At 64.7% G+C, this 17919-nt stretch carries 15 protein-coding genes; 9 read left to right on the top strand and 6 right to left on the bottom strand.

Going from position 1 to position 17919, the window contains the following annotated elements; genetic code table 11:
- The first annotated feature begins 392 nt into the window (after positions 1–392).
- From HK353_RS07145 to HK353_RS07125, 5 genes are all read left to right on the top strand, one after another.
- Complete coding sequence (locus HK353_RS07145; protein WP_173154521.1) at positions 393–1373, top strand: inositol monophosphatase family protein; 981 nt, start codon at positions 393–395, stop codon at positions 1371–1373.
- 166 nt (positions 1374–1539) lie between these two features.
- Complete coding sequence (locus HK353_RS07140; RefSeq protein ID WP_173154518.1) at positions 1540–2529, top strand: siderophore ABC transporter substrate-binding protein; 990 nt, start codon at positions 1540–1542, stop codon at positions 2527–2529.
- 182 nt (positions 2530–2711) lie between these two features.
- Positions 2712–3611 (top strand): ABC transporter permease, encoded by a 900-nt coding sequence (locus tag HK353_RS07135; RefSeq protein WP_425350542.1) that lies wholly within the window; start codon positions 2712–2714, stop codon positions 3609–3611.
- 6 nt (positions 3612–3617) lie between these two features.
- The gene (locus HK353_RS07130; RefSeq protein WP_173154513.1) at positions 3618–4793 is read left to right on the top strand and encodes an iron chelate uptake ABC transporter family permease subunit; all 1176 of its coding nucleotides are present in this window, start codon (positions 3618–3620) and stop codon (positions 4791–4793) included.
- Positions 4790–5545: an ATP-binding cassette domain-containing protein gene (locus HK353_RS07125; RefSeq protein ID WP_173154510.1), complete on the top strand. Its 756-nt coding sequence runs from the start codon at positions 4790–4792 to the stop codon at positions 5543–5545. Before HK353_RS07130 ends, HK353_RS07125 begins: the two co-directional genes overlap by 4 nt.
- A gap of 517 nt (positions 5546–6062) precedes the next feature.
- Here HK353_RS07125 and HK353_RS07120 read toward each other — a convergent pair.
- Positions 6063–6371: a hypothetical protein gene (locus HK353_RS07120; RefSeq protein WP_173154494.1), complete on the bottom strand. Its 309-nt coding sequence runs from the start codon at positions 6369–6371 to the stop codon at positions 6063–6065.
- A 290-nt stretch (positions 6372–6661) separates the two neighbouring features.
- Here HK353_RS07120 and HK353_RS07115 point away from each other — a divergent pair, with 290 nt between their 5' ends.
- Positions 6662–7240, top strand: coding sequence for a hypothetical protein (locus HK353_RS07115; protein WP_173154491.1), 579 nt, complete (start codon positions 6662–6664; stop codon positions 7238–7240).
- A 260-nt stretch (positions 7241–7500) separates the two neighbouring features.
- On the opposite strand, the gene HK353_RS07110 is transcribed toward HK353_RS07115, so the two are convergent.
- The gene (locus HK353_RS07110; protein WP_245395854.1) at positions 7501–8055 is read right to left on the bottom strand and encodes a hypothetical protein; all 555 of its coding nucleotides are present in this window, start codon (positions 8053–8055) and stop codon (positions 7501–7503) included.
- A 212-nt stretch (positions 8056–8267) separates the two neighbouring features.
- On the opposite strand from HK353_RS07110, the gene HK353_RS07105 reads away from it, so the two are divergent.
- Both HK353_RS07105 and HK353_RS07100 read left to right on the top strand, forming a co-directional pair.
- On the top strand, positions 8268–10088 hold the full coding sequence (locus tag HK353_RS07105; protein WP_173154488.1) for an amidohydrolase: 1821 nt from the start codon (positions 8268–8270) through the stop codon (positions 10086–10088).
- A gap of 115 nt (positions 10089–10203) precedes the next feature.
- Positions 10204–11517, top strand: coding sequence for an acyltransferase family protein (locus HK353_RS07100; RefSeq protein WP_173154486.1), 1314 nt, complete (start codon positions 10204–10206; stop codon positions 11515–11517).
- 265 nt (positions 11518–11782) lie between these two features.
- Here HK353_RS07100 and fabG read toward each other — a convergent pair whose 3' ends face one another.
- The 4 genes from fabG to HK353_RS07080 all read right to left on the bottom strand — a co-directional run bounded on the left by fabG (position 11783) and on the right by HK353_RS07080 (position 16613).
- On the bottom strand, positions 11783–12592 hold the full coding sequence (gene fabG, locus HK353_RS07095) for a 3-oxoacyl-ACP reductase FabG (RefSeq protein ID WP_173154482.1): 810 nt from the start codon (positions 12590–12592) through the stop codon (positions 11783–11785).
- A gap of 30 nt (positions 12593–12622) precedes the next feature.
- Positions 12623–13786 carry an acyl-CoA dehydrogenase family protein gene (locus HK353_RS07090; RefSeq protein ID WP_173154480.1) on the bottom strand — a complete coding sequence of 388 codons (1164 nt, stop codon included), beginning with the start codon at positions 13784–13786 and terminating at the stop codon, positions 12623–12625.
- Between the two features lie 31 nt (positions 13787–13817).
- Complete coding sequence (locus HK353_RS07085) at positions 13818–15053, bottom strand: CaiB/BaiF CoA transferase family protein (protein WP_173154477.1); 1236 nt, start codon at positions 15051–15053, stop codon at positions 13818–13820.
- A 261-nt stretch (positions 15054–15314) separates the two neighbouring features.
- The gene (locus HK353_RS07080; RefSeq protein ID WP_173154474.1) at positions 15315–16613 is read right to left on the bottom strand and encodes a DUF1990 family protein; all 1299 of its coding nucleotides are present in this window, start codon (positions 16611–16613) and stop codon (positions 15315–15317) included.
- 252 nt (positions 16614–16865) lie between these two features.
- Between HK353_RS07080 and HK353_RS07075 the strand changes: the two genes are divergently transcribed.
- Complete coding sequence (locus HK353_RS07075) at positions 16866–17684, top strand: SDR family oxidoreductase (protein ID WP_173154471.1); 819 nt, start codon at positions 16866–16868, stop codon at positions 17682–17684.
- Positions 17685–17919 lie beyond the last annotated feature (235 nt).

The raw sequence follows: 17919 nt of genomic DNA, 5'->3' as shown, positions 1-17919 counted from the left end.
GCGATTCATGGACGTTTTCTGACGATTCCGTGACCGAATCTTCGCGGCGCCCGAGGCAGGAATTCCCCGAACGGAGACAAGGGGGCTGATGAGCGAAGAAATCCTTCAGGGAAATTCTGCTCGGCGCGCGGAAATCGCTTCAGGATTCGACGCTTCGACTGTTTGTGAAATGTCTGCTGCGGAAGTGCCCTGCCGACAACCTCAGGTGCGTTTCCAGTGCGGTGGAAAGGCCGTGCAATCGGAGTTCCTGACCTCCTGGAGCGGCTTAGATACAAGAAGTACATATTCGCCGGTGTATTGCAGTCTTGTTACACACGACGCGGACCTGGGCGGTTCCCGGATGGCTGCGGACACTCAGGCGAGAAGCGGAGAGGGTTGTCTAGAGTGGCCGTATGAATTCCGAGCTCGAATCGCTGCCCGCTGAGATCGTCGACCACTCCCTGATCCGTATCGCTTCCGATCTCTCACTCATGGCGTGGGAGCAGATGCTCGCCTGGAGGCCGCTGCTCGGCGCGAGTCTCGACGCCAGTGTCGTCGACACGAAGACCTCGCCGAATGACCTCGTCACTCGCGCCGACGCGCAGATCGAAGCGCTTGTGCGCGGCTACCTCAATCGAGTCAGGCCCCATGACCTCATGGTCGGCGAAGAGGGTTCGGAAGCCCTCGACCCGGTCGAATTCTTCCCGGCGGACTTCCTGTTCAAACTCCACGCCTTCGATCCGGGGGCCGGTGCACTCAACGAGACCGCTGACGACGGCCCGCGTCTGGAATGGCATGTCGATCCGATCGACGGCACCGTCAACTATGTCCGCAACATCGAACACCACGCGTTCTCCGTCGGTGTCTGCGCGGTCGCAGATGAGGCAGATGCCGGCCTCGGTATCGGCGACTGGCAGATCGGACTCGTCGCCTCGCCGGGATTGGATGCCACCTGGCTGGCGGCTGCCGGTCGGGGGGCCTTTCGGATCGACGGCCGCTTGGCCGACCATGGCGAGGCCGGCCAGCGCGAAGCCGACTCCGCCATTCCGGCGCGGCGACTGCGCGGGACACCGCCCGGGCTGTCCGGCAGGCTCCTGGCCACGGGATTCGCCTATGCGCTGAGTAACCGCGGATCCCAGCTGGCCAAGCTCGACGACCTCATGACCGGCTATGACGATATCCGCCGCTGCGGATCGGCGGCACTCGACCTGTGCATGGTCGCCGAAGGTCGGGTCAACGGCTACGCCGAACGCGGGCTGGGCATCTACGACTACGCCGGTGGGGCCGTCATCGTCGAAGAGGCCGGACTCAAGGTCAGTCGCGGAGGATCCGGCGGGCCGACTGCCGCCGCTGATACTCAGGAAGAGGTCGATCGCCTCATCGCCGCCATCTGATCCGGGGGTCCACCGCACGGCCACCCGACCAACCGTCCCACCCCACTTCAGATGTGATGCAGATAACGTCATACTTCTTTGACTATATTTTTGAAGCATAGGCTAAGCTTACTTTCGGTGTGTGCACACGCTTTTCTCATACGTTCATTCCTGAAAGTGGGACCCCATGGTTTCGACTCGCCTTCAACTGAGCGCCCTGGCAGGCGTTGTCGCTCTCACTCTGGCCGGCTGCGGATCGGCAGACTCCGACTCGGCTCAGGCCGATGGCTCCGGATCCACGATTGAGGTCGAGGACAACAACGGCAAGCAGGCCGTCGCCTCCCCGCCGAAGTCGGTCGTGGCAACCGACAACCGCACGTTCCAGACGCTCAGCGACTGGGGCATCGAACTCAGCGGCGGCGCCGTTTCCCTGATGAGCGACGACCTCGACTACGCGCAGGATGATTCCATCCTCGACCTCGGCAGCCACCGCGAACCCGACCTCGAGAAGGTCGTCGAGGCGGGGCCCGATCTCATCGTCAACGGTCAGCGATTCGCCCAGTTCCATGACGACCTGGCCAAGCTGGCCCCCGAAGCAACCGTGCTCGAGCTCGATCCCCGCGACGAAGAGGACTTCGACGCCGAGCTGCGCCGTCAGACCGAGGTCCTCGGCGAGGTCTTCGGAAAGCAGGATGAAGCGAAGACGCTCGTCGACGACTTCGACGCCTCCATCGAACGCGCGAAGGCCGCCTACGACGACAGCGACAAGGCCATGGGCCTGATCACCTCGGCCGGCGACATCGGCTATGCCGCACCGTCGGTCGGCCGCACCGTCGGCCCTGTCTTCGACATCCTCGACCTCGACCCGGCCCTCGAGGTGGAAGAGGGCAGCGAAGACCACCAGGGCGACGACGTCTCCGTCGAAGCCATCGCGAAGTCGAACCCCGACCTCATGATCGTCCTCGATCGCGACGCCTCCTTCGCGCCTGAAGAACGCGACGAAGGTTCGGCCCCGGCCGCCGAAGTCCTCGAAGACTCCGAAGCGCTCAAGGACGTTCCTGCGATCAAGGACGACAAGATCGTCTACTTCCCTGAGGACACTTACCTCAACGAAGGCATCCAGACGTACACCGAGTTCTTCAACGACTTCGCCGACAAGCTCGAAGCTCAGAAGTGATGAACCTCGCCGAGGCGGCCCGACGTCGGAACGAAGCCCGACGCAACCGGACGGCTGAGTCACCGCAGGGTACGGTCGATCCGTCCCCCAGCGGGACGGCAGTCTCGTCCGCACGTGGGGCCGCCTCGGCGAAGGCACCGCTGTTCGGATGGCCCCTGCTGTTGGGCATCGTCGGGGTCGCCATGCTCCTCGCGCTCTCGCTGCTCACCGGGGTCTACGATATCTTCGGCGGTGACGGCGGGGCCGAGATGTTCCAGATCACGCGGATCCCGCGCACGATCGCTCTCGTCCTGGCCGGCGCCGCCATGGCGATGTGCGGATTGGTCATGCAGCTGCTGACCCAGAACCGCTTCGTCGAGCCGACGACGACCGGCACCACCGAATGGGCCGGGCTCGGCCTCATGCTCACCGTCATCGTCTATCCCGATGCCTCGATCGTCGCGCGAATGGTCGGCGCGATCATCGCCGCGTTCGTCGGCACCCTCGTCTTCTTCGTCTTCCTGCGCCGCGTCTCTCTTAAGTCCTCGCTCATCGTGCCGATCGTCGGCATCATGCTCGGCGCCGTCGTCGGCGCCGTCTCGACATTCATCGCGGTGCAGACGGATATGCTGCAGTCGCTGGGCATCTGGTTCGCCGGCAGCTTCACGTCGATCCTGCGCGGCCAGTACGAGACCCTGTGGATCGTCGCGGCAGTCGTCGTCGCCATCTTCATCCTCGCCGACCGCTTCACCGTGGCAGGGCTCGGCAAGGAGATCGCCACCAACGTCGGTCTCAACTACAACCAGATCCTGCTGCTGGGCACCGTGTTCGTGGCGATTGCGACCGGAGTGGTCACCGTCGTCGTCGGCAACCTGCCGTTCCTCGGCCTCATCGTGCCGAACATCGTCTCGCTCATCCGCGGCGACGACCTGCGCTCGAACCTGCCGTGGGTGTGCCTGCTCGGCATCGCGATCGTCACCATCTGCGACCTCATCGGCAGGATCATCGTCATGCCCTTCGAAGTGCCCGTCTCCCTCATTCTCGGTGTCGTGGGGGCGGCCGTGTTCGTCGCCCTGCTCCTGCGTCAGCGAAAGGTCGGGTGAGTTCCGATGCGCGCGAAGGACGAATCCCCGGCTGGCACCGGCACCGAGGCGGTCGACCCGACCGCGGTCACAGACGCTCCCGGTGGGGATCGTCTGAGCTCCGCGAACGAAGCCGGCGGAGATCGCTCCGGTGCAGGCGTACGGGACGGTGGTCTGCCTCGGCGCGGGTCTGCCTCTGTCCGCAGGTCGTCGGGTCCGCTTCCGACGGCGAAGTCGGCGCGTCGCTACTGGACGATGATCATCGTTCTCTCGGTCGCCTCGGCGGGGATCGCCCTGGGCATCCTGGCCTGGGACAATCCGATGCCGATCACGGACCCGGGGTTCTGGCTGATCGCGGAGCTGCGGCTGACGAACCTCGTCGTCATCGCCATGGTGGCGCTGTGCCAGTCGTTCGGCACGGTCGCCTTCCAGACGGTGACGAACAACCGGATCATCACGCCCTCGATCATGGGATTCGAATCCCTCTACGTGGCGATCCAGACCTCGGCGATGTACTTCTTCGGGGTCACGGCGATCGTCGAACTCAAAGGACTCGTGCCCTTCGTCGTTCAACTCGTGCTCATGGTCGGGCTGTCGCTGGCGCTCTACGGGTGGCTGCTGTCCGGACGGCATTCCTCGGTGGCGCTCATGCTGCTCATCGGCGTGGTCATCGGCGGCGGCCTCGGATCGGTGGCGACATTTATGCAGCGGACGCTGACCCCGAGCGAGTTCGACGTCCTCTCGGCCCGCCTGTTCGGGTCGATCTCGAACGCGGATTCGAGCTATCTGCCGGTGTCGATCCCGCTGTGCGTGCTGGCCTGCCTCGGGCTCTATCTCTGTTCCTCACGCCTGAATGTGATGGCGCTGGGCCGGGACATGACGAGCAACCTGGGGCTCAACTACAAGGGCGAGCTCATCAGAGTCCTCTTCTTCGTCTCCATCCTCATGGCGGTGTCCGTATCGATGATCGGACCGATGGTCTTCCTCGGGTTCCTCGTCGCGATGCTCGCCTACCAGTTTGCCGACACCTATGACCACAAACGACTCTTCCCTATGGCCGCGCTCCTCGGCTTCGTAGTGCTGGGTGGGGCGTACTTCGTCATGAAGAACATCTTCTACGCCGAGGGGGTCGTGTCGATCATCATCGAGATCGTCGGCGGCGGCGCCTTCCTGCTCGTCATCCTGAGAAAGGGGCGCCTGTGATCACGCTCGAATCGGTCCGCAAATCCTACGACGACGAAGTCTCGATCGGGCCCGTCGATCTGCAGATCCCGGCTGGGGGAGTCACCGCCCTGGTCGGGCCGAACGGCGCCGGGAAGTCGACGCTGCTGACGATGATCGGGCGGCTGTTCGGGATGGATTCCGGCGCGATCTCGGTAGCCGGCTATGACGTCAGCTCGACGAAGTCGAAGGATCTCGCGAAGATCGTGTCCATCCTGCGGCAGGAGAATCACTTCATCACTCGGCTGACGATCCGCCAGCTCGTCGGCTTCGGTCGCTTCCCGCATTCGAAGGGGCGACTGACGACCGCCGATGAGGAAGTGATCTCGCAGGCGATCGACTTCCTCGAGCTCGGTGAGCTGGAGAATCGGTTCATCGACGAGCTCTCCGGTGGGCAGCGGCAGCGCGCCTACGTGGCGATGGTGTTGGCACAGGACACCGACTACGTGCTGCTCGACGAGCCGCTGAACAACCTCGATATGAAGCGGTCGGTGCAGATGATGCAGCACCTGCGCCGGGCCGCCGTCGAGATGGGGAGGACCATCGTCATCGTCCTCCACGACATCAACTTCGCCGGTCACTACGCCGACCACATCTGCGCGGTCAAAGACGGCGCCGTCATCGAATTCGGTGCGCCCGAGGAGATCATGACCGGCGAAGTGCTGTCCAGGGTGTTCGACACTCCCGTCGACGTCATCGACGGCCCCCGCGGCCCCTTGGCGGTGTACTTCTGAGGCTTCTGGCTGTGTGCTGCTTATCTGCTGGCGGCGGGGACGGCTGTCCGTGGGTGAGGTCTGCCCGTGCGGAGGCCGGGGTGGCCGGCGGCTGCGAACGGCCGGTGCCCTGCCCCGGCGAGGGTGGTCGCTGCGACCGGGCGCGGTAGAAGCAGGCCTTCTGCGGCCAAAGAACGTTGGTCGACGCCGCGATTGCGCGTTCATCGCCTCTTGATGCGACTTTCGGGCGCTCATCGCCTTTTGATCGATGCATCGAGTTCGAACCCGATGCTTCGACCAGAAGGCGATGACGGTTCGGACGAAAGTCGATTACTGATGGCGCAAAAGGCGATTACTGAACTAGCGGTCACGTGGACTGAGTTCTCACCCGCACACCAGACGCTGTGGAAGACCTACTCGTTCAGCGACTTGCGAGAATCCAGACAGTCGGTGCGAACTTCGATTCCAATGGGCGAACCCACCTCAGCGGTGCTCAGCAGCTGCGTGAGCTCAGAAATTCTTGTCCGGAGACGTTCCATCAGCGGCCTGTGGAGAAGACCTCGACTCGACCGTCGTTGACTTGTGGACGACGAAGCGTCGTCCACAACCCCGGCGCCAGGGGTTTTTGCGGATGTGTGCTGATACCGATACTCGCCAGATGAAGAATACGATCTATCGCGAAGAATTCAGTGCCGCGGGCATCTCCTCCAAAACGATCAAGAGTGCGCTGGGCTGTTGTCTGATTCGTCTCTGCCGCGGAGTGTACTCGGTGATCCGAGAGTGCCGGATGAAAGAGCACAGCCGAATTGCGGCATTTATCGGCGACGTCGACTGGATCAGCTTCCATGTCGACAGATCTCCATCCGACTTGAAGCAAGATTTCCGGTACCAGACCCAGCTCCGTGCACTTCGTATTCGCAACTATCGCTGGTATCGACCAGAGGATGTGATCGTTGGCAAGTCGGCAGCGGTCCTGCACGGAATCCCTCTGTACAAGGATGAATCGAAAGCGATCACGGTCAGACACCCGAGGAGCAATTCGCACACGAAGGAGATCATCCGTGTGCGGGGAGAGGTCCCCGCAGAGGATCAGGTGCGATTCGGTCATCTAACGGCCACCTCGGCGGCAGGACGGCCTTGGACCTCATTCGGATTTCGGGACAACGCGAAGCTTTTGCGGCAATGGAATGGGTGCTGCGTCAGACTACGGCAGCTCATTTCCCTGGCTTCAATCCGAGGTTCGGGTATACGGAGAAGTTTCAGGCCGAGGCACGTCGAATTGTCGCGACGGCGTTCTACCCTGCGGTTGCTCGCATGCGGTCGGGCCAGGTCACCGCGCAGCGGATGGTTGAGGCGATCGATCCGTTCTCGGAGAGTCCTGCTGAGAGCAACTGCCGATTCCACCTCATCGCATTGAATCTGACGGGGTTCGAACAGCAGATCGAAGTCCGAGACAACAAGGGCTTCATAGCGCGAGTGGATTTTCTCAACGAACAGGCGCGAACGATTCTCGCGGTCGACGGAACTGAGAAATACGCTCTGGTGGGGCCCTCGCTGATCCGGAGAGAAGGCGAACAGCACAACCGGCTTCTCAGTTTGGGCTACAAAGTCATCCATCTGAGTTTCGATGACGTGCTCAGACTCAACGACTTTCGGGACAAGATATTCACGCAAGTGCCGGAGCTGAAGCAGATGGTCGGGAGTCCGGACGAATGATGTAGAGCTCTTGCATCGACTTTTATGCCGCTAGTCATCGGGTTTTGTGCAGTTGGGTATCGAGTTTTGTGTGGTGCATCGAGTTTTATCCCGATGATCTGATCAAAAGGCGATTGTTCGCCGAGGAGGCCGCTGAGTGGCCACGCCTCGGCGCTCGGCGAGGGCGCCGTTCAGTGCCAATTCCTGCGTCGGCCTCCAGCGGCCACCCAAAGAGAATGGCGCTGATGTTCGTGACCGCCGGATCCTTTTCGCGGCCTTCCTCAACCAAGTGAGGACGCGGAAGGCGGCTGCGCTTTCCGTCTGAGCAGACCCGGCGGCCTCCTCTGCCTGTCGTCTGCCTCGACGGCCGACCGGATGGTCACCCAACGGCGCGCTGCTAGCACGAGTGCGGCAACCAATCCCACGATGAGCAGTCCGTCGGCAGCGATGTAGAGCAGATGCAGGGACGAACCACCGTCATCGACTCCCGCGAGAACCGCGTCCGTGCGCTGATTGAGCAGCGGCCGAATGACGATGACCTTGATGATGAGCACTCCGATGAGCCCGCAGGCCACACTGCGGTAGACACGATCGACACCCGACTTCAGCAGTGCCCACAGCAGGATCACGGCGATGACGAGCTCGACCCAGTTCATCACTCCGAACACCAGGCGACCGATGCCCAGCCCCAGCGGGATCGTGATGCCGGGGGCTGTGAACTTCAGCGGCGCCTCGATGAGCGAGATGCCGATGATGAGCCCGAGCCAGACGGCGGGCAAGATGACCCGAGCGCTCGCCGCCAGCCGCGAGTCATCGGTGCTGAAGAAGTGAGTCATGCCTTCGATTCTACGCCTCGTAGAAAAGGCCGGCTGCGCCCCCACCTCCGCCCACCAATTACTACCTGACGGCGGCGCAGCAACCTCGCGCGAGGTATCTGGGCCGCCGTCAGGTAGCAAGAAGGGGTGGTGATCGGCCCACTCAGCGACTTCGCCGCGCCCGCTCCACGCCCATCCGAACTCTCCGCCGGGCCCGCTCTAAACTGGTGATCATGCGTCTGTTCTCCAACGCCGTCGTGCGTACCTTCGCGCCCTCCGATCACCCCGACAGTGACGGAATCGCCGACACTGTCGCCGCGGACGATTCGACCGAACCGGGCACCGCACCCGATGCGATCCTCGTTGATGGGGAGACCATCGTGGCCATCGGCACCCGGACCGAACTTCTCGACATCGCCGCCGCGGAATCGTCGACGACGGCGGCGCTCGCCTCGGCGGGTGGGGTCGGTGCCACCACGGTCATCCCCGGCCTCGAGATCGATGAGATCGACTGCAGCGGGCAGGTCATTCTGCCCGGATTCGTCGACGGACACATCCACTCGATCCTCTACGCCGACTCCCTGACCGACCTCGATCTGTCCCAGGCGAAGTCGCTGCCCGAGGCGGTCGCCGCCATCCGTGAACGCGCCGATTCCCTTCCGGTGGGCACCTGGGTGGTCGGCTCCGGATGGGACCTCAACAAGTGGGAGGACCCGAGCTACCCTGACCGGGAACTCCTCGACGCCGAGGTCCCCGACCACCCGGTGGCGATGTGGTCACTTGATCTGCACACCTTGTGGGTCAACGCCCACGCTCTCGAGATCGCCGGCATCGACGAGGCGACCCCCGACCCTTCGGGCGGCAGCTTCGTCCGCGACGAAGACGGGCAGCTCACCGGTCTGGTGCGCGAAGACGCCACCGATCTCGTCGCCCGCTTCATCCCCGAACCCAGTCGCGAGGACCAGGTCGAACGCCTCGCCACCACCCAGGAGCTCTTCCTGTCACAGGGACTGACCGGGATCCATGACTTCGACGGCATCGCCTCGACCTTGGGCTGGAACGACCTGCACGCGGCCGGTCGCCAGGACATGCGCGTGACCCTGTTCCTGCGGTCACCCGAAGTGCCGTGGGCGATCGAAACCGCCTGGCACACCGGTGACGGGGATGATTGGCTGCAGTGCGGCGGGCTGAAGCTGTTCTCGGACGGGGCGCTCGGCTCGCATACCTCGCACATGTCCTCAGCGTTTCCCGCGGTCGACGGTGAGGACGAGAACTTCGGTGTCGTGCAGATGACGGAAGACGAACTCTTCGACCAGGCAAACATCGCCACCGAGGCGGGAATCTCCGTGGCCATCCACGCCATCGGCGATCAGGCGAACCACCATGTGCTCACTGTCTACGACCGCCTGCGGGAGACGACGAAGGCCGCAGAAGAGAAGTTCGGCCGACCCCTGCGTCACCGCGTCGAACATGCTCAGTTCATCCAGCCGGCCGACGTCGCCCGGTTCGCCGAGCTCGGGGTGCTCGCGTCGATGCAGCCGCGCCACTGCATCTCCGACCTGCACCTGCTCCACCTCATCGACGAGTCCGCGCAGCTGGCCGCCTATGCCTGGCCCGACCTGCTCGATGCCGGGGCGCACGTGGTCTTCGGCTCCGACGGTCCGGTCGAGCATGCGAACCCCTTCGCCGCGATCTATGCCGCGATGACCAGGGCGAACATCTCCGGTGACGCGTCGACGACCTTCCAGCCGCACCGTCGCCTGAGTGCCGTCGAGGCCATCCGCCTGCACACTCAGGGACCGGCCTTCGCTGCCGGGCTCGAGGACCGGCGCGGATATCTGGCGCCGGGCATGGACGCCGACTTCATCGTCGTCGACACCGACCCGTGCGCGGCGGTAGGGCTCAACGTTGACCACTCAAGTGTCGCCGCAGCAGAGCGCGACGGCCTCCTCGGTTACGATTCCGAAGAAGCCCTGTTCGCCCACGCCGAGGCGATCCGCGACACCCGAGTCGCGCTCACCGTCGTCGGCGGCGAAGTGAAATACCGGGCCTGAATCGCCGAGGTGGACGACCGCCTCGGCGATGGGCGGGGCCAGCACTGCCCGCCCCCTCGACCGACCGCTCCCTCGACCAACTGCTTCCTCGACCAACCGACAAGGACGTCCCCGCATGCCCCGCTCGTTTCTGGCCCAGGCCCGCAAGGTCGATGAGGCGACCCCGGACTCTCGCAGCCGCGAGGTCGACTTCCTGCGCGCTGCCGCGATCACCGTCGTCGTGCTCGGCCACTGGACGATCATCGCCGTCAGCGCCACCGACGGCATCGAACCTCACGGACTGCTCGACCAGGCCAGGTGGACGCACCCTCTGACCTGGGTGTTCCAGGTGATGCCGATCTTCTTCCTCGTCGGCGGCTACTCCAACGCGCTGTCCTGGCGTTCGGTCAGGCGTCGGCAGACCGGCTATGCCGAATGGCTGCGGGCGCGCCTGCGCCGCCTCGGGCTTCCACTCATCCCGCTGCTGCTCGTCTGGCTGGCCACCTGCGTCATCGCCCTGGCCGCCGGCGCCGAACCCGCCTCCGTCCAGCTGGCCTCCCAGATGGCACTCGTGCCGACCTGGTTCCTCGCCGCGTATCTGCTCGTCGTCATCGTCGCGCCGCCGTGCCTGATCCTGTGGGAGCGATGGGGCTGGTGGTCGATCATCGCCGGCATCGGCTTGGCCGGCATCATCGACCTCATCAGCATTGTCACCGAGAGCACGCTCGCCGGCTATCCGAACTACCTGCTCGTCTGGGCGAGCTTCCATCAGTTCGGCTATGCCTGGCTCGACGGCCGACTCTCCAGCATCAGACGCTGCCTGCTGCTCTTCGTCATCGGCGCCGCCGGGCTCGGGCTCCTCGTCGGCTTCGGCCCTTATCCGGTGTCGATGATCACCGCAGGCACCGACACGATCTCGAATTCCGCCCCGACCCGTGTGACCATGGCCTTCCTCGGTATGGCTCAGGCCGGAATCGTGCTCATGCTCCAGCGCCCACTGGCGAAACTGCTGCGCAGCCCCGGACTGTGGTTCCTCACGGTGCTCGTCAACCAGCGCATCATGACCTGGTTCCTCTGGCATCTGACCGCACTGACGGCCCTGGCCAACGTACTCATCGGCCTCGACGCCGATGCCCTGCTGCCGACTCCTCTGACCGGAATCTGGTGGCTCACCCGTCCGCTGTGGGCACTGGTTCTGCTGGCGATCACCGGAGTGCTCGTGGCGATCTTCGGCCGGTTCGAAACACCGTCCCCCGACGACCGTCCCGCCCCTCCCATGTGGATGCCGATCGCCGCCTCGGCGAGCATCTGCGCGGGCCTGTCCATCCTGGCCGACACCGGAATGGTCGACGGCCACGGCGTCACCTGGATCTGGCCGCTGCTGCCGCTCATCGGCATGGTCGCCTTCGGCGTCGTCCGCCTGCCCGGTCGGCGATCCGCCAAGACCTGATCCTCGCCGAGGCGGCCCGACCGTCTGGCTGAAACGTTGCCGCGTCGGACGCGGAGATACGGAATGACAACGGCCCGACGTCCCCCGCGGGGACGTCGGGCCGTTGTCATTCGGTGATCGGGTGATCCGTCTCGGCAAAGGTGCGACAGGAACGTCTGGCCGCCTCGGCGAGGTTCGACGCAGACGTCGCCCCGCCTCGGCAAAGGTGCGCCAGGAACGTCGGGCCGTCTCGGCGAGGTTCTCCCTGGTCAGAGGGCGAATTCGATCAGATATGGCGACCGCCGGAGATCTCGGTGACGGTGCCGGTGAGGTAGCTCGACAGTCCGGAGGCGAGGAACAGCACCACGGAGGCGACCTCTTCGGGTTCGCCGGGACGACCGAGCGGGATGTCGGCGAGCTTCGATTCGATCGCGTGCTGCGGCATGGCCGCGGTCATGGCGGTGTTGATGAAGCCGGGCTGGATGGCGTTGATGCGTATGTCCTTGAACGCGACCTCCTTGGCCACGGCCTTCGTCATGCCGACGATGCCCGCCTTCGCTGCGGAGTAGTTCGACTGTCCGGGGTTGCCGACCTTGCCGCTGATCGAGGACACGTTGATGATCGAGCCGCCGCGGTCCTGCTCGCGCATGAGCGCGGTGGCGACCTTGAGCCCGTTCCATGTGCCGCGCAGGTGCACGGAGATGACGTCGTCGAACTGCTGCTCGGTCATCTTCCGGATCGTCGCATCGCGGGTGATGCCGGCGTTGTTGACCCAGATGTCGATACCGCCGAATGCGGTCGTGGCCGCTTCGGCGAGTTTTTCGACGGCCTCGAGGTCGGACACGTTGCACACCGCGCCCATGGCGACTCCGTCTCCGCCGAGTTCGGCCACAGCAGCCTGCAGACTCTCCTCATTCATATCGGCGAGAACGACCTTTGCGCCGGAGTCGACGAGGCTGCGCGCCATCGCCAGGCCGAGGCCCTGTCCGCCGCCGGTGACGACGGCGACCTTGCCGCTCAGGAGGCCGGGGATGGCGGTGACTCCGCCGGTTTCGGTGGCGGTGATGCCGGAGTTCGCGGTTGTGGATTCAGTCATGGGATGCCTTTCGTGCGTGCTCGGTTGTTCTCAGAGGTTGAACTGCGGTTTGTGTGCGCCACTCAGCAGCTGCTTGGCGACGACGACGCGCTGGACCTCGGAGGTGCCTTCGTAGATGCGGAAGAGGCGTGCGTGGCGGTAGAAGCGTTCGACCGCGGACTCGCGCATGTAGCCCATGCCGCCCTGGATCTGCACGCCCTTGTCGGCGATGCGGGCGAGTGCTTCGGAGGCGAAGAGCTTCGCCGAGGAGGGGCCGAGCTTGCGGTCGGTCTCGGCGTCCCAGCGCTGTGCGGCCGAGAGGACGAGGGCCTTGGCGGCGGCGACGTCGGTGTAGATATCGGCGAGCATCGCCTGGACGAGCTGGAACCGGGCGATCGGCTCTCCGCCCTGTTTCGCGTCGGCGGCGAAGCGGACCGATTCGTCGAGGATGCGGATCGACTGTCCGACGCAGATCGCGGCGATGTGCAGGCGTCCCTTGTTGAGTGAGGCCATGGCCGCGTAGAAGCCCTTCTCCTCCTCACCGCCGACGAGGTTGGCGGCAGGCACGCGCACGTCGTCGAAGAAGATCTCGGAGGTCCAGGCGCCGGCCTGACCCATCTTGTGATCGTGTGGGCCGACGGTCACGCCTTCGGACTTCGTAGGCACGAGGAAGACGGAGATGCCCTTCGAGCCGGTGGCGTTCGGGTCGGTGCGGGCGAAGACCATGAGGACATCGGATGCCTCGGCGTTGGTGATGAACCGCTTGGAGCCGTTGATGACGTAGTCATCGCCAACGCGTTCGGCCTTCGTCCGCAGGCCCGAGGGGTCGGAGCCGGCCTCGGATTCGGTCAGCGCAAAGGACGCAACGACCTCGCCGGAGGCCAGGCGGGGCAGCCATTCGGACTTCTGGTCAGCGGTGCCGTAGTTGACGAGCACCTGTCCGGCGATGCCGTTGTTCGTGCCGAACAGGGACCGGAACGACGGGGTGGTGTAGCCGAGCTCCATGGCCAGGAGTGCGTCCTGTTCGGCATTGAGGCCGAGACCGCCGTATTCTTCGGGCAGGGCCCAGCCGAAGAGTCCCATTTCGGCGGATTCCTTGACGATGCCGTCTGGGAAGGCGTCCTCGTCCTCGACTTGGGTCTCGAGGGGGACGACCTTCTCGCGGACGAATTCTCGGACGGCAGTGAGGATGTCGTCGAGTTCTGAGTTGTCCATTGTCGGATCTCCTTCGTCTGTGGTGGTCGGTTCAGAGGCTGTCGAGCCAGGCGCGGACCTGAGCGGAGTCGGCTCCGAGTTCTGGGGGAGCGAGGTCGTAGGAGACCTGCGACTTCGACAGGGTGATCGGGTTGCGGACCGTCGGGATGACGCGTTCGCCCGTGCCGGTGTCCACGACCGGTTCCAAGCCGAGGCTCTTGGCATGTTCGACGCCTTCGGCGATCGTGTTGATCGGGGCGCAGGGCAGGCCAGCAGCCGAGAGCTTGTCGAACCAAACTTGCGCGGTGTGAGCCTGGAGAGCCTCGAGAAGTTCGGGCTCCAGGGCATCGCGGTTGGCGTTGCGGTTCTTCGCCTGGGCGAATCGTTCGTCGTCGCACCAATCGGGGCGGCCGACCACCTCGGCGAGGATCCGGAACTGGCCGTCATTGGCCGCGGCGATGATGATCTCACCGGACTTCGCGGCCATCGGCTGGTAGGGGTAGAGGCTCGGGTGGGCGTTGCCCATCCGCGTCGGATTCACTCCTGCGGCCGCGTAGGCACCGGACTGGTTGGCCAGGCCGGACATCGCCGAGGACATGAGGTTGGTTTCGACGAGCTGGCCGTCGCCGGTGAGCGTGCGGTGCTGGATCGCGGCGAGGACGCCGATCGTGGTGTGCAGACCGGTCATGACGTCGAAGACGGCGACGCCGGCGCGGTACGGCGAGCCGTCGGGGCTGCCGGTGACAGACATGAAACCGGACAGCGCCTGCATGAGGAGGTCGTATCCGGGCAGTGGGTTCTGCGGCCCGAAGCCGGTCACCGAAGCATAGATGACCGTCGGGTTGGCAGCAGAGACGCTGTCGTAGTCGAGCTCGTACTTCGCCAGCCCGCCCGGTTTGAAGTTCTCGACGACGATATCGGCTTCGGCCGCGAGCTTCTGCGCGGTGGCGAGATCATCGGGGTCGGTGAAGTCGAGGACGATGTCGTATTTGTTGCGATTGATCGACAGATAGTAGGTGGCATCCTCGTCGCGCACCGGTGGTGCCCAGTGGCGGGTGTCATCGCCTTTGGGGCCTTCGACCTTGATGACGGTGGCGCCGAGGTCGGCGAGCATCATCGTCGAGTACGGTCCGGCCAGCACGCGGGAGAAGTCGACGACGATCTGTCCCGACAGGGGACCCGAGCCGGCGCGGGGGAGGAACTCTTCGAGGCGGTCGTGGGCAGATGACCGATTGTGATCGCGTCCGGAGCCGCTGTCGTCGTGCTCAGAAGTGGTCGACTGCTTCATCCTCGAATGTCTTCCTCTCGTCGGGCTGGCGGCGCTGCTGTGTGCTGTCGAACTCGGCACTCCCTGCTCGCGCACCCTGTTTTGAGCACGCTGTCTCGAGCACGCAGGGTGCGCATATGGTCCATCCCACCATATATCGAATCAGTCAATAATGTACATGCATTCATGACTTCAGAGGTATGGGCTTGCTGCTAGACGCATGGCCGACGGGCGCTGTCGCCGTTCGGCTCGACTGGGGACGCGGGCGACTGACGGGCGTGGTCAGAGCTGGGCGTTCCACGTGTCGAGGCGGTGGCGGAGATCCTCGGCGGTGATGTCGGTGAGGCCGATCCCGTGGTAGTTCGGCAGCCAGGTCTCGACGCGATCATGGGCACGTGCCGCTGCTTGGACGTCCCATGCGCGGATGTCATGGATGCGGCGGCCGAGGAGTCGTTCGTACTCGTCGAGAAAGACGGCGGCCGCCTCGGCGGAGCCGAGCAGCACGAGATCCTGACGGCACCAGGCGAGGTCTACTCCGCGAGGTCCGCGGCTCGCGCCCGACCAGTCGACGACTCCGGTCAGGCGCCCGTCGGCCCACAAGGCATTGCCTGCCCAGAAATCCGTGTGCGTGAGGACCTCTTTGTCGCGGTCGAGGTTCGCCCACTCCTTTTGGGCGCGAACCGCGATGGCAGAGTCTCCTGACGGCGGGGACTGCGGAGTCTGAGGCAGACCGGCGCCGTCGAGTTCGTGGATGCGCACCAATGCCGCGGCCATCTCGCGAGCGATGGTGGTCAGCGGCGTGGCCGGATCCGGACAGGTCCCCGGCACGCGGGTCGTGACGATGACCGGGGCGTTGGTGTCGGCGCTGTGAGCGATGGGGCGGGGGACGAGATCGCCGAGCGGGGCCAGCCGATCGAGCACCGCGGACTCCCGGATCGCTGCGTCGTGGCCGGTGGGAAACTTGCGTACGACGAGCTCCGCGTCTCCGTCCCGGACTGCCACGGTCAGTGCGTGCTGACCGCCGGCCAGGGTCTCTGTGAAGCTCAGCTCGCGACCGAGCAGTGCCGAGGCCGAGGCGAGGGCGCAGCCGTGACGTCTGCTGCCGGCGGTGTGGAGCTGCCGTTTCAGCCCTTCGGCATAGCGCCTGGCCATCAACTCCTGGGCCGCCGCTGCCACCGGAGCGCCCACACGGAGGAGGGGATGTGCTGGGACGGAATCGGCGCTGATGGTCACGCCGAGGCGGCCGTCAGCGCCGATGGAGACGAGGAAGGTCTCCTCTCCGTCCTCGAGATGACCCGGCAGGGTGCGATAGGTGAATCCGGCGCGATCTGCCTCATCGATCACCCGGGTCACGACGCACGAACCCACGGGCACGAGCAGATCGCGACCGCGCAGCCGCCTCGGCGAGGCCGGCCAAACGGGGTTGAGTCCCAGGCTGACGATCTGGCCTTCGGCCACTCGGCGAGCCGGGTGGACGACGACGCCGGCGAGATCCTGCAGCATCCAGGAGAAGATCGCTTCCCGGGCGAGCGGGAACTGGTCGGCCGAGCCGAGGTTGAGATGGAACTCGAGATGATTCATGAGTCCATTCTCGTTCAGCCCGGTCGAGCGCAGGTCGATCGCGACCGGCCTGTGGGTGGAACGCCTCCGGTCTGCGGGGCGATTGTGCCGGCCTTTCGCGGTGATATGTTCCGCCTGATGAAGTAGTCCTTGTCATCTTCGAACGGCTATGCCTACGATGAGAACTGATCGCTGAACGAACGCTCGCTTCAGGGTGATTCACCAGGTCAGCGCCGAATGACCATGTCAGAGCACGAACACTGGAGTTCTTCTATGTCAGACAGCACCTCAGCCACTCAGTCGGCAGCCACCTCGGCGGCACCGAAATCCGGTCGCCGTTTCGAAGGACAGGTTGCCGTCATCACCGGTGCCAGCCGTGGAATCGGACTCGGAATCGCTCGGCGGCTCAACGCGGAGGGCGCCACCGTCGTCCTCACCGCGCGCAAGCCCGAAGCGCTGGGCGAGGCGGTCGCCGAGTTCCCCGAAGGAACGGCGCTTGCCATCGCCGGCAAGGCCGACGACCCGGCTCACAGGGCAGAGGTGTTCGACACGATCGCTGAGAAGTTCGGTCGCCTCGATGTGCTCGTGGCCAACGCTGGAATCAACCCGGTCTACGGCCCGCTCGTCGACATGGAACTCGATGCCGCGCGGAAGATCTTCGACGTCAACGTCCTCGGCACGCTGGCCTGGGTGCAGGACGCGGTCCATCGTAATGGCCTGAATTTCCGCGAGAACAGGGGACGGGTGGTGGCGATCTCCTCGGTGGCCGGGCAGGTGCCGAGCGAGGGCATCGGCTTCTACGGAATCTCGAAGGCGGCCGTCTCGCACCTGACAAAGACCCTCGCCGTCGAGCTCGGTCCCGACATCCGCGTCAATGCCGTCGCTCCGGCCGTGGTCAAGACGAAGTTCGCCACCGCGCTCTACGAAGGCAGGGAAGAGGAGGTCGCCTCCGCTTACCCGGTCAAGCGCCTCGGCACTCCTGAGGACATTGCCGGTGCCGTCGCCTATCTGGCGTCGGAGGACGCCGACTGGATCACCGCGCAGGTGCTCACCGCCGATGGGGGAGTCGTCACCGCCGGCGGCAGCGCCTGAAACTGAGGTTGAGCCTGCGGCTGAACGTCTGTTGCCGGTCGCCAGCAACCCGAATCTCGGTCGCCGTCGGACATCTGGTCCCGAATCTAGGTCGCTATCGGATACTTCGCTTGAGGCGGTTTCTATCTTCTAGTGCAACACCCGGCCTGACCAGCACGGTCGGGTCGGGACAGCACTTGAGAAGGAGCCCATCATGCGACCAGTGCCTTTCGACCACCTCGACGCGTTCTTCGTC

The sequence above is a fragment of the Brevibacterium permense genome (assembly GCF_013280495.1).
Taxonomy (GTDB): domain Bacteria; phylum Actinomycetota; class Actinomycetes; order Actinomycetales; family Brevibacteriaceae; genus Brevibacterium; species Brevibacterium permense.
This window is presented reverse-complemented; position numbering and strand designations above follow the sequence as displayed.

Excerpts from the sequence above, each read along its gene's own strand:
- HK353_RS07080 (WP_173154474.1), bottom strand. The coding sequence starts at position 16,613 with ATGAATCATCTCGAGTTCCATCTCAACCTCGGCTCGGCCGACCAGTTC.
- HK353_RS07090 (WP_173154480.1), bottom strand. The coding sequence starts at position 13,786 with ATGGACAACTCAGAACTCGACGACATCCTCACTGCCGTCCGAGAATTC.
- HK353_RS07145 (WP_173154521.1), top strand. The coding sequence starts at position 393 with ATGAATTCCGAGCTCGAATCGCTGCCCGCTGAGATCGTCGACCACTCC.
- HK353_RS07085 (WP_173154477.1), bottom strand. The coding sequence starts at position 15,053 with ATGAAGCAGTCGACCACTTCTGAGCACGACGACAGCGGCTCCGGACGC.
- HK353_RS07130 (WP_173154513.1), top strand. The coding sequence starts at position 3,618 with ATGCGCGCGAAGGACGAATCCCCGGCTGGCACCGGCACCGAGGCGGTC.
- HK353_RS07075 (WP_173154471.1), top strand. The coding sequence starts at position 16,866 with ATGTCAGACAGCACCTCAGCCACTCAGTCGGCAGCCACCTCGGCGGCA.
- HK353_RS07105 (WP_173154488.1), top strand. The coding sequence starts at position 8,268 with ATGCGTCTGTTCTCCAACGCCGTCGTGCGTACCTTCGCGCCCTCCGAT.
- HK353_RS07135 (WP_425350542.1), top strand. The coding sequence starts at position 2,712 with ATGCTCCTCGCGCTCTCGCTGCTCACCGGGGTCTACGATATCTTCGGC.
- HK353_RS07140 (WP_173154518.1), top strand. The coding sequence starts at position 1,540 with ATGGTTTCGACTCGCCTTCAACTGAGCGCCCTGGCAGGCGTTGTCGCT.
- HK353_RS07100 (WP_173154486.1), top strand. The coding sequence starts at position 10,204 with ATGCCCCGCTCGTTTCTGGCCCAGGCCCGCAAGGTCGATGAGGCGACC.
- HK353_RS07110 (WP_245395854.1), bottom strand. The coding sequence starts at position 8,055 with ATGACTCACTTCTTCAGCACCGATGACTCGCGGCTGGCGGCGAGCGCT.
- HK353_RS07120 (WP_173154494.1), bottom strand. The coding sequence starts at position 6,371 with ATGGAAGCTGATCCAGTCGACGTCGCCGATAAATGCCGCAATTCGGCT.
- fabG (WP_173154482.1), bottom strand. The coding sequence starts at position 12,592 with ATGACTGAATCCACAACCGCGAACTCCGGCATCACCGCCACCGAAACC.